At 68.1% G+C, this 10,771-nt stretch carries 9 protein-coding genes; 3 read left to right on the forward strand and 6 right to left on the reverse strand.

Features of this window, described 5'->3' with window-relative positions:
• Window positions 1-16: 16 nt before the first annotated feature.
• Complete coding sequence (locus tag ACZY0B_RS14000) at window positions 17-787, reverse strand: class I SAM-dependent methyltransferase (protein ID WP_463764718.1); 771 nt, start codon at window positions 785-787, stop codon at window positions 17-19.
• A 41-nt stretch (window positions 788-828) separates the two neighbouring features.
• Between ACZY0B_RS14000 and ACZY0B_RS14005 the strand changes: the two genes are divergently transcribed.
• On the forward strand, window positions 829-1,983 hold the full coding sequence (locus ACZY0B_RS14005; protein WP_463764719.1) for a glycosyltransferase family 4 protein: 1,155 nt from the start codon (window positions 829-831) through the stop codon (window positions 1,981-1,983).
• On the opposite strand, the gene ACZY0B_RS14010 is transcribed toward ACZY0B_RS14005, so the two are convergent.
• Window positions 1,967-3,670: an MmpA family trehalose lipid delivery protein gene (locus tag ACZY0B_RS14010; RefSeq protein ID WP_463764735.1), complete on the reverse strand. Its 1,704-nt coding sequence runs from the start codon at window positions 3,668-3,670 to the stop codon at window positions 1,967-1,969. The two genes, ACZY0B_RS14005 and ACZY0B_RS14010, sit on opposite strands and share 17 nt — an antisense overlap.
• A 42-nt stretch (window positions 3,671-3,712) precedes the next feature.
• Entirely contained in the window at window positions 3,713-4,990 is a 1,278-nt protein-coding gene (gene pgfA / locus ACZY0B_RS14015; RefSeq protein ID WP_463764720.1) for a cell envelope lipid trafficking protein PgfA, read from the reverse strand.
• Window positions 4,991-5,079: 89 nt separating this feature from the next.
• On the opposite strand from pgfA, the gene ACZY0B_RS14020 reads away from it, so the two are divergent.
• Window positions 5,080-6,264 (forward strand): acyltransferase family protein, encoded by a 1,185-nt coding sequence (locus tag ACZY0B_RS14020; protein WP_463764721.1) that lies wholly within the window; start codon window positions 5,080-5,082, stop codon window positions 6,262-6,264.
• Here ACZY0B_RS14020 and ACZY0B_RS14025 read toward each other — a convergent pair.
• Genes ACZY0B_RS14025 through ACZY0B_RS14035 form a run of 3 tightly spaced genes read right to left on the reverse strand, consistent with a single transcriptional unit; the run spans window position 6,261 to window position 9,252 of the window.
• Window positions 6,261-6,740 carry a type III secretion system chaperone family protein gene (locus ACZY0B_RS14025; RefSeq protein WP_463764722.1) on the reverse strand — a complete coding sequence of 160 codons (480 nt, stop codon included), beginning with the start codon at window positions 6,738-6,740 and terminating at the stop codon, window positions 6,261-6,263. The two genes, ACZY0B_RS14020 and ACZY0B_RS14025, sit on opposite strands and share 4 nt — an antisense overlap.
• A gap of 48 nt (window positions 6,741-6,788) precedes the next feature.
• Window positions 6,789-8,279: an AMP-binding protein gene (locus ACZY0B_RS14030; RefSeq protein ID WP_463764723.1), complete on the reverse strand. Its 1,491-nt coding sequence runs from the start codon at window positions 8,277-8,279 to the stop codon at window positions 6,789-6,791.
• The gene (locus tag ACZY0B_RS14035; RefSeq protein WP_463764724.1) at window positions 8,272-9,252 is read right to left on the reverse strand and encodes a phosphotriesterase family protein; all 981 of its coding nucleotides are present in this window, start codon (window positions 9,250-9,252) and stop codon (window positions 8,272-8,274) included. The genes ACZY0B_RS14030 and ACZY0B_RS14035 overlap by 8 nt, the downstream gene beginning before the upstream one ends.
• Before the next feature lie 157 nt (window positions 9,253-9,409).
• Between ACZY0B_RS14035 and ACZY0B_RS14040 the strand changes: the two genes are divergently transcribed.
• A partial coding sequence (locus ACZY0B_RS14040) for an acyl-CoA dehydrogenase family protein (RefSeq protein ID WP_463764725.1) occupies window positions 9,410-10,771 on the forward strand: 1,362 nt, incomplete at its 3' end.

Raw genomic sequence — 10,771 nt, forward strand, 5'->3', positions numbered from 1 at the left:
AAAACGAGAACATGTTTCATTCTCGGGGTGAAAGCACCAGCACGAGATTGCTGACCAGGAACTCGCGCAGCACCGGCACCGACGTCAGCCACCACGCCCATCGCGGGTGGTAGCGCGGGAATGCGGCTACCAGCGCCCCGGTGTTCTCGGCCCAGCTCAGCCCCGCGGCGGCGGACACCGCGAATAACGACGACCCGTAGTTGTTCTTCGCTCGATGCCCGTGTTTGCGGGCATAACGTGCGGCGGCGCGCTCGCCACCCAGGTAGTGGGTCAGGCCCATCTCGTGTCCGCCGAAGGGGCCCAGCCACACGGTGTAGGACAGCACCGCCAGCCCACCCGGCTTGGTCACCCGCAGCATCTCGTCGCCGAGCTGCCACGGCCGCGGCACGTGTTCGGCGACGTTGGACGACAGGCAGATGTCCACCGAGTCGTCGGCGAACGGCAACGCCATGCCCGACGCCCGGACGAACATATCCGTCGCCGCCCGCACGGCGGGTCCGGCGGCGTGCATTTCGCTGGGATCGGGCTCGACGCCGAGGTAGTGCACACCGGCGTCGGCGAACGCCGCCGCGAAGTAGCCCGGCCCGCCGCCGACGTCGAGGAGGGTGCGTCCGGTCGGTGGTTCGCCGCGGGCGGCCAGCCAGAGGTCGCCGACCATCGCCGCGGTATCCGCCGCCAGTGCGCCGTAGAACCGGTCCGGGTCGGGTTGTTCGTAGCGGAACTCGGTCAGCAGCCGCACCGAGCGCGCCAGCTTGGCCCGTCGCGCAAAGACGTCAGTCACCGCCACAACGGGCAACCCTACGGACGTGCCAGCTAGGCTGACGACTGATGTCTGACCTGCGTTCCGTCCTGCTGCTGTGCTGGCGCGACACCGGCCACCCGCAGGGGGGTGGCAGCGAAACCTACTTGCAGCGCATCGGCACGCAGCTGGCCGCGTCGGGCGTCGCGGTCACCCTGCGCACCGCCCGTTATCCGGGCGCGCCGCGCCGCGAAGTCATCGACGGCGTTCGGATCAGCCGCGCGGGCGGGCGCTACTCGGTATATGTGTGGGCCTTGCTGGCGATGGCCGCCGGCCGGCTGGGTCTGGGGCCGCTGCGGCGCGTGCGCCCCGACGTCGTGGTCGACGCGCAAAACGGTCTGCCGTTCTGCTCCCGGCTGCTGTACGGCCGCCGGGTGGTGGTGCTGGTACACCACTGCCACCGCGAGCAGTGGCCGGTAGCCGGACCGCTGTTCGGCCGGCTGGGCTGGTTTGTCGAGTCGTGGTTGTCGCCGCGGTTGCACCGGCGCAACCAGTACCTGACGGTGTCGCTGCCGTCGGCGCGCGACCTGGTCGCCCTGGGAGCGGACAACGAGCGGATCGCGGTGGTGCGCAACGGCCTGGACGAGGCGCCGGCCCGGTCGCTGTCCGGCCCGCGTTCGGCCGTGCCCCGGGTGGTGGTGCTCTCGCGGCTGGTGCCGCACAAGCAGATCGAGGACGCGCTGGAAACGGTCGCCGAGCTGCGCCCGCGGCTACCCGAGCTGCATCTGGACATCGTCGGCGACGGCTGGTGGCGCCAGCGCCTGGTCGACCATGTCCGGGGCCTCGGCATCAGTGACGCGGTCACCTTCCACGGCCATGTCGATGACGTGACCAAACACCATGTGCTGCAAGGCGCTTGGGTGCATGTGCTGCCCTCGCGCAAAGAAGGCTGGGGCCTGGCGGTCGTCGAGGCGGCTCAGCACCGGGTGCCCACCATCGGCTACCGGTCTTCGGGCGGCCTGTCCGACTCGATCGTCGACGGGGTGACCGGGATATTGGTGGACAACCGCGCCGAGCTGGTGGACCGCCTCGAACAACTGTTGTGCGATCCGGTGCTGCGCGACCAGCTCGGCGCCAAGGCGCAGGCCCGCAGCGGCGAGTTTTCCTGGACGCAAAGCACCGACGCGATGCGCGCCGTGCTGGAAGCCGTGCAAGCCGGCGAGTTCGTCAGCGGCGTGGTCTAACTCGGCGCCGGACTCCGGCGACCAGCGCCCCGCCCGCGCCCAAGACCAGCATCCCCAGCCACACCAGGTGCGCGATCACCGTGGCGTGGCGTCGGCCCGACGGCACGCCGGCGGTGTCACCGCCGACCCGGTACAGCGTCAGCTCCTCGTCGTGGAAGACCGGGGTGAGCGCGCCCAGAGTGCGTGCGGCCGAACCCATGTCGCCCGCGCTGTCGGATTCGACGACCAGCCACCCCAGGCCGGCCGGGGCCAACGCCGACGGCGAAGGCCCGGAAAGCAGCAACTGCTGGATCGACCGGGCGCGGTTGCCCTCTCCGGGCACCACCAGACCGGAGATTGCCAAGTCGCCGGTGCTCAGCACGTCGGCGCGCAGCCAGCGGGGCAGCGGATCCAGCACCGGCGCCGGACCCGACCACGCGAAGCGCCGCATCGAGCCCGCGGGCAACACCGCGACCGGCGAGGGCGCACGGTTGATCGCCGCCGCCAGGGCAGCCCAGCCCGGCGGGTAGTGCACCGGCGCGATCTTGCCCCCCACCCCCCAGGCCAAGTCGGGCAGCACCGCGATCAGCGCGAGACAGCCGACCAGCGCCGTGGCGAAGTCTGCCGGAGGGGGCACCCACCTGCGCAGCGTCACCACCGCGCCGGCGCCTGCGAGTGCGTATCCGGGCACCGCCAGCGCTACCCACTTCTGCCCGTCGCGCAGCACACCCAGGCCGGGTGCGGCGTCAACAACCGCGGCCATCAGGTGCAGTCCGGGTCCGGTGGCCAGCGCGGCCGGTAGCACCACCGACACCGCCGCCAGCACCAGCAGCGGCACCGCTGCCGGGCGGCGTGTCACCGTCGGTAACCCGGCCGCCACCACCCCCAGCAGCGTCAGCGCCGAGATGACAGCGAAAAGCGTTGCCCGCGAACTGGGTACGGCCTCGCCGTTCCAGATCCCGCCGAGGCTGGCCAAGCTGGCCAGCGTGCCCAGGCCGGGCTCGGCGCGCGGCGCGAACGCGAGAACCCCGAGCGTGCTCGCCGCTTTGGGGGTGGACAACGACGGGCCCATCGCCGCGGCCGTCAGCCACGGCAGCGCCGCCACCAGCGCGGCACCCAGCGTCGCCGCGGCGCACAGCCACCGCGCCCGGCCCGCACCCGGTGCGGCCACGCAAACCAGCGCCACCGTCGCGGCGAGCATCAGCCCGGTCGGGGTCAGCCCGGCCAGCGCGATCCAGAACACCAACGCGAAAAAGCCGGTGGCTTCCGCCGAGCGCAGCCTCAGCACTGCCGTCGCCACCCAGGGCAGGCAGCCGTAGCCGACCAGCAGGCTCCAGTGCCCTTGCAGGAGTCGTTCGGCGACATAGGGATTCCAGATCGCCAGCGTGATCGCGACGAACTGGCCGGACGCGCCGGCGCAGGGCAGCGCGGTCGCGACGAGTCGCGCCGCGCCCCAACCGGCCAGCCACAGCCCGGTAACGAGCAACACCTTCACCACGACGCCGCCGTCGACCAGGTGCGAGGACAGCGCCACCGCGAAATCCTGCGGCGTCGCCCGCGGTGGAGACGTCAGCCCCAGGGCGGTGTCCGACAGGTACGAGCGCGGCGTCGACACCGCGTCGCGCAGCAGCAGGTATCCGGGCCGCAGTAGCGGCGCAACCACCACCAGCGCCAGGACCAACGCATATCCGGGCAGTGACCAGTACACCGCCCGGCGGTACGGCGCGGTCACCGTCGGCGCGATCGCGGGCTAGTCCCGGTCGGGCGGGCCGGGAGGATTCGGTTCGGGGGAGCCCGATTCGGGCGGATCGTCGTGCGGCGGGTCGGAGCCGGGCGGATCGTCGTGCGATTCGGAGCGCTGCGTGGGCAGCTTCTCGGTCTCGGCTTCGGCGCCGGGCACCCGTTCCTCGAGCCCGCTGCGGCCGAAGAACTCCTCGTCGCCACGGGTCAGGCCGGGGTCGGTCAGCGCACTCTCGGTCCGCAGGCTGAACGACGCCAGCACTCCGCCGCCGATCAGCGCGATCACGCCGACCGCGGTGAACGTGATCGGCAATACCCGCGACCACAAGGCGAGGCGGTCACGCTCGTCGCGGGCCGCGTTCACCTGAGATTCCACGGTGTCCTCGTTGGAGGTGACCTTGTAGTCGGCCAGGGTCAGCTCCGGCTTCAGCGGATCACGGGCGAAGTAGTGGTTGGCATGCTCGGTTTCCTTGATGATGGTGCCCGAGACCGGGTCCACCCAGAACGTCCGCTGCGCCGCGTAGTAGCGGGTCATCGTGATCTGCTCGGCCGGATCGCCACCCTGCAGGCCCCACATCGCCGCGGACGTCGTCACCTTGCCGTCTTCGTCGCCGGCGTACAGCGACGGGTATTTCACCGGCGCCACCAGCTTGCCGTCGGCGCTGTACCCGATGTTCTGGGTGAAGCGGTACGCCGTCAGGCCGTTGACGTCCTCTTGGGTGTCGTAGTTGACGTCGTAGGTCTTCTGCGCGACCGGGTCGAAGTACGGATAGGTCTTCTTCTCGGTGTGGAACGGGAATCGGTAGGACAGGCCATCGTGCCGTACCGGGATCGAGGTGGGCGGGTTCTCGTCGTTGAAAGTCCGCGGCTTCTGGACGGCGCCACCGGTGTGGGTGTCATCCGAGACGGCCATCGCGGTCTTGCGGTTGAGCGTGACGGTGTCGACGATCGCCAGCAACAGCCCGGTGTCCTTTTGCTTATCGGTGCGCCGCAGGGAGGTGCCGACCTGCAGCGTGACCACGTCGGCGTTGGCGGGCGACTCGACGCTGATCTGCTGCTGGGAAACGAGCGGCACGTTCTGGTTGACGACGACGTGGTCACTGGACAGCGACGACGAGTCGATCGCGGTTCCGCTGCCGTCGCTGACCAGCGTGGTGTCGATGTTGAGAGGGATCTTGGTGATCCTGCTGGTCGTGTAGGTCGACAGCAGCAGCGCGGCGATCAGCAAGGCGGCCCCGAGTCCGATGATTCCGCATGCGGCGAACCGCAACATGACCGCTCGGTTCACGTGGCCGTGCCCTCCCTAATGCTCTAGGCAAATCCGTTTGACCCTAACAGCAGTACCCGATTCGGCAGGTAACACTGCGCAGGCAGACTGTGATCGTGACCGACAGCCAGCAGGTGGGTGGAGTCCGCAGCTTCCTCCCCGCCGTCGAGGGTATGCGCGCCTGCGCGGCCATGGGTGTGGTCACTACGCATGTGGCCTTTCAGACCGGCCACTCCAGCGGTGTCGACGGCCGTCTGTTCGGCCGCTTCGACCTCGCCGTGGCGGTGTTCTTCGCGCTGTCGGGGTTCCTGTTGTGGCGGGGCCATGCGGCGGCGGCGCGGGATCTGGGGCTTGGTTTAGTGAAGAGGCCGCCCACCGGCCACTATCTGCGCTCGCGGGTTGTCCGCATCATGCCGGCCTATCTGGTGGCGGTCGTCGTGATCCTCACCCTGCTGCCCGACGCGGATCACGCCAGCCTGACGGTGTGGCTGGCAAACCTGACGCTCACCCAGATCTATGTGCCGCTCACCCTGACCGGCGGCCTGACCCAGATGTGGAGCCTCTCGGTCGAGGTGAGCTTCTATCTGGCTTTGCCGATCCTCGCGTTACTTGCCCGCCGCATTCCGGTCAGTGCGCGGGTGCCGGTGATCGCCACGCTGGCGGTGCTCAGCTGGGCGTGGGGTTGGTTGCCGTTATTCGGGGGGCATTCGGGAACCGGCAACCCGCTGAACTGGCCGCCGGCCTTCTTCTCCTGGTTCGCCGCGGGCATGCTGCTGGCCGAGTGGGTGCACAGCCCGATCGGGCTGCCACACTGGCTGGCGCGCCGGCGGGTGCTGATGGCCGCCATCGCGCTGGCGGCCTTTCTGGTGGCCGCTTCCCCGCTGGCCGGTCCGGAGGGGCTGACTCCGGGTACCGCGGCACAGTTCGCGGTGAAGACCTCGATGGGCTCGGTGGTCGCGTTCGCATTGGTCGCGCCGTTGGTGCTGGACCGCGTCGACACCGGTCACCGGCTGCTGGGCAACGCCGGCATGGTCACCCTGGGCCGCTGGTCCTACGGTCTGTTCATCTGGCACCTGGCCGCCCTGGCGATGGTGTTCCCGGTGATCGGGACGTTCCCGTTTACCGGCAACATGCCGACGGTGCTGGTGCTGACGCTGATCTTCGGCTTCGCGATCGCGGCGGTCAGCTACGCCCTGGTCGAGTCGCCATGCCGGGAGGCGTTGCGCCGCTGGGAGAAACGCGAGAAGCCAGCCGCTGAGGGGATCGATGCCGAGGCGGACGCGATCGCGCCCTAGCCGGTGCGGTCCATCCACTCTTCCAGCGCGTCCGCGGACGGCAGGCAGATGGCCTGCTCGATCTTCTCGATCAGATCGGCCCCGTACTCGACGGTGGACTTGATGAAGTTGCCCAGCGCTGCCAGGTGGATGCCGTCGGTCAGCAGGTAAGCACTCTCACCGACCACACTGACGCGGCTGGGCGCAGCGGTCTCGCGCACAAACGCCTTGGGCCAATGGTTGTCGCGATTCCACTCGTTCACCAGTTCCATCAAGCGCGGGCGTTCGCTGGCTTGGTAGTACCCGGCCGGGCTGACGGAGATCTCCAAAATGTCGGGCCGCAGCCCGTTGATCCGCAGATTCACGTGCAGCTTGCCCCGCTCACAGTTGGACAGCACCATCATGAATTCCTCGCCGTCGTCGCTGCGGAAAAACCGCAAGTGACGCGAGCGCAGATAGCGTTCGATCAGCTCGGTACTCAATGGCTCGATCTGCATGCCCTCATGGTGGTTCCGGGGGCTTGGAGGATTCTTGGCGCTTTCTGGTTAGCGCGCCCCTGCGGCCGGCTGTCGAGCCATGATCTCTGCCCGGACCGCCGATCGCCGGGCCTTGCCGGCGTCGTCGCGCAGCGGTGTGTCGACGAATTCTATGAAGTCGGGGGTGGGCGGCACCTTGTATCCCGCGATGTTGGCGCGCAGAAACTCCTGGGCACCCGCGGCGTCCAGGGTGGAGTCGTCGGTCGTCTGCACCAGCGCGTAAGGCACCTGACCCAGGTCGCCTTCGTTGGGGTCGGGGACGCCAACGACCAAGCAGGACAACACATCGGGATGCGCCGACAGGGCGCTCTCGATCTCCGCGGGATAGACATTGCGGCCGCCGACGGTGAACATGTCGACCCGCCGGTCCGACAGATACAGGAACCCGTCGGCGTCGAAGTAGCCGAGATCGCCCAGCGAGTCCCAACCGTCCCGGTTCTTCGCCGTGGCCCCGACGTAGCGATAGGTGGGCGCGCTGCCCGGGCTTGGCCGCATGTAGATCTCGCCCACCACGCCAGGCGGACAGGGGTTGCCGTCGTCGTCGAGCACCTTCATCTCGCCGGCGACCACCACGCCCACCGAGCCGCGGTGGGTCAGCCACTGGTCACCGGAGATGAAGGTCAGTGCTTGTAATTCGGTGCCGCCGTAGAGTTCCCAGACCTTTTCCGGGCCCAGCAGGTCGATCCACGCCTGCTTGATTGCCGGCGGGCACGGCGCCGCCAGATGCCAGAACCGCCGGATCGACGAGAGGTCGTAGGACTCCGGGTCGGCCTGGTAGACCGGCAGCGTCCGCTGCATGATCGTCGGCACCGTCGTCAGGAACGTCACGCGATGTTCGCTGATCAGTCGCAGGAATCCGTGCGGGTCGAACCGGCTCATCAGCACCAGATGCTGGCGCATCAGCAACGCGATCGTCGCCGCGGTGAAACCGGTGTTGTGCGACAGCGGCACCGGGATCAGCGTGGTGTCTCCCTCTTGGGCGCCGAGCGGATAGCCGATGGCGGCCGGTATCCGGCTGTCGCCGCCGGACTCGATCAGTTTGGGCCGCCCAGTGCTGCCGCCCGACCCCATCGCCTTCCACACCGGCGAAACCGCTTCGGGCAACCCGGCGTCGGACAGCGTCGGGTCGGGAGTGAAATTGATTGGCACACTTGGTATGTCGCCTTGCTCCTGGCCCACCAGCAAGGCAGGCCGGCGCAAGTCCAGCAGGCCCTGCAGCTCGGCGGCCGGCAACCGTGCCGACAACGACTGGGGTACCGCGCCCAGCTTCCAGCACGCGACGGCGGCCTGAATCCACTCGACCGAGTTGGGCAGCACCATGGTCACGTAGTCGCCGACGCCGACGCCGCGCTCGGCATAGGCGCGGGCCAACCGGTTCGTCGACCGGTCGAGTTCGGCGCGGGTAATGGTCAGGCCGTCGCAGGTGACCGCCGGCTCGTCGGGGGCGAGTTCGGCAAGCGCCGAAATCTGCGTACCGATCGGTGGGATCGGCTCACTCATATGCGCCCTGTCGCTCGAAGATGCGCCGCGGGTTGTCCACCAGCATGGTGTTCAGTTGCTCGTCGGTGACCCCGCGCTCCTTCAGGGCGGGGATCACGTCGTTGTGGATGTGCAAGTAGTGCCAGTTCGGTGCCATCTGTGGCACGAGTTCCTCGGGCAGCGCGTCGAAGTAGCAGTTGGCGTCGTGCGAGAGCACCATCTTGTCGGCGTGCCCGCGCTCGCACATCTGCGCCACGATGCCGACTCGTTCTTCGAACGGTGAGATCACGTCGAGGCCGAACCGGTCCATCCCGAGGTAGGACCCCGCGGCGATGAGCTCTTCGAGGTAGCCGACGTCGGTGCTGTCGCCGGAATGCCCAATGACCACTCGCGTCAGGTCGACGCCTTCCTCTTCGAAGATGCGCTGTTGGTCGAGGCCGCGCCGCAGACCGGCGTGGGTGTGGGTGGAGATCGGCACCCCGGTGCGCTTGTGCGCCTGTGCGACGGCGCGCAGCACCCGCTCGACGCCGGGGGTGATTCCCGGTTCGTCGGTGGCGCACTTGAGGATTCCGGCCTTGACACCGGTGTCGGCGATGCCCTCCTCGATGTCCTTCACGAACATGTCGGTCATGATCTCCGGGCCGCCCAGCATCCCGCCCGGGCCCTCGTAATGGAACCGGAACGGAATGTCGTTGTAGGTGTAAAGCCCTGTCGCCACAACGATATTCAGCTCGGTAGCCGCCGCGACACGGGCGATCCGCGGGATGTAGCGGCCCAGGCCGATCACGGTGAGGTCGACGATGGTGTCCACGCCGCGGGCCTTCAGCTCGCCCAGCCGGGCGATGGCATCGGCCACCCGTTTTTCTTCGTCGCCCCAGGCGTCGGGGTAGTTCTCGGCGATTTCCGTCGTCATGATGAACACGTGCTCATGCATGAGCGTCACGCCGAGATCAGCGGTATCGATGGATCCACGCGCGGTATTTAGTTCGGACACGTCGCTGATGCTAGGCCCGCCCGGCGGTCATTTAACAGAGGCAATTACGAAGACAATTCGGATTTTCGCTGGCCTCATCCGATGAGGCCCAGATGGCCGCTTATTGGCGTACCGTCGGCCGCGTCCGTTTCGCCCAACCGTTTAACCGGAGCCTGCCATGTTGCTCAATCCCAACCACCTGCAACGCCGCTACCCAGACGCTCGCTCGGGGGAGATCATGGCCGCCACCCTGGACTTCTTCGAGTCACGGGGCAAGGCCCGGCTGAAGGCCGACGACCACGCGCGGGTCTGGTACTCCGACTTCCTTGACCACATCGGACGGGAGCGCATCTTCGCCTCCCTGCTGACGCCGTCGCAGTACGGCGCCTCGGCAGACTGCCGCTGGGACACCTACCGGATCAGCGAGTTCGCCGAGATCATCGGCTTCTACGGGCTGAACTACTGGTATCCCTTCCAGGTCACCGCCCTTGGCCTGGGCCCGATCTGGATGAGCGACAACGAGGACGCCAAGCGCAAGGCCGCGGCGCAGCTGGACGCCGGCGAGGTGTTCGGCTTCGGATTGTCGGAGCAGACCCACGGTGCCGACGTCTACCAGACCGACATGATCCTGACGCCGTCCGAGCACGGCTGGACGGCCAACGGCGAGAAGTACTACATCGGCAACGCCAACGTCGCCCGGATGGTGTCCACCTTCGGCAAGATCGCGGGCCCCTCAGCAGACCAAGACGAGTACGTGTTCTTCGTCGCCGACTCCCAGCACGATCGCTACGAGCTGATCAAGAACGTCGTCAACTCGCAGAACTATGTCGCCAACTACGCGCTGCGCGACTACCCGGTCACCGAGGCCGACATCCTGCACCGCGGCCCCGGGGCCTTCCACGCCGCGCTCAACACCGTCAACGTGTGCAAGTACAACCTCGGGTGGGGTGCGATCGGCATGTGTACCCACGCCATGTACGAGGCGGTCACCCACGCGTCCAACCGCTACCTGTACGGCACCGTCGTCACCGACTTCACCCACGTGCGGCGCCTGCTCACCGATGCCTACGCGCGGCTGGTCGCGATGCGGCTGGTCGCCAGCCGCGCCTGCGACTACATGCGCAGTGCGTCGGCCGAGGACCGGCGCTACCTGCTCTATAGCCCGCTGACCAAGGCGAAGATCACCAGCGAGGGCGAGCGGGTGATCACCGCGCTGTGGGATGTCATCGCCGCCAAGGGTGTCGAGAAGGACACCATGTTCGAGGCTATGGCCCGCGAGATCGGGCTGCTGCCGAGGCTGGAAGGCACCGTTCACATCAACATCGGGTTGCTGGGCAAGTTCATGCCCAACTACCTGTTCGCGCCGAACCGCGAGCTGCCGGTGATCGGCCGTCGCGACGACGCGGCCGACGACTCGTTCCTGTTCGACCAGGGCCCGACCGGGGGATTGGGCAAGGTGCGTTTCCACGATTGGCGTGCGCCGTTCGAGAGCTTCGCGCACCTGCCCAACGTCGCCCTGCTGCGTGAGCAGATCGACGTG

It is taken from the genome of Mycobacterium sp. IDUB_19 (genome assembly GCF_055419445.1).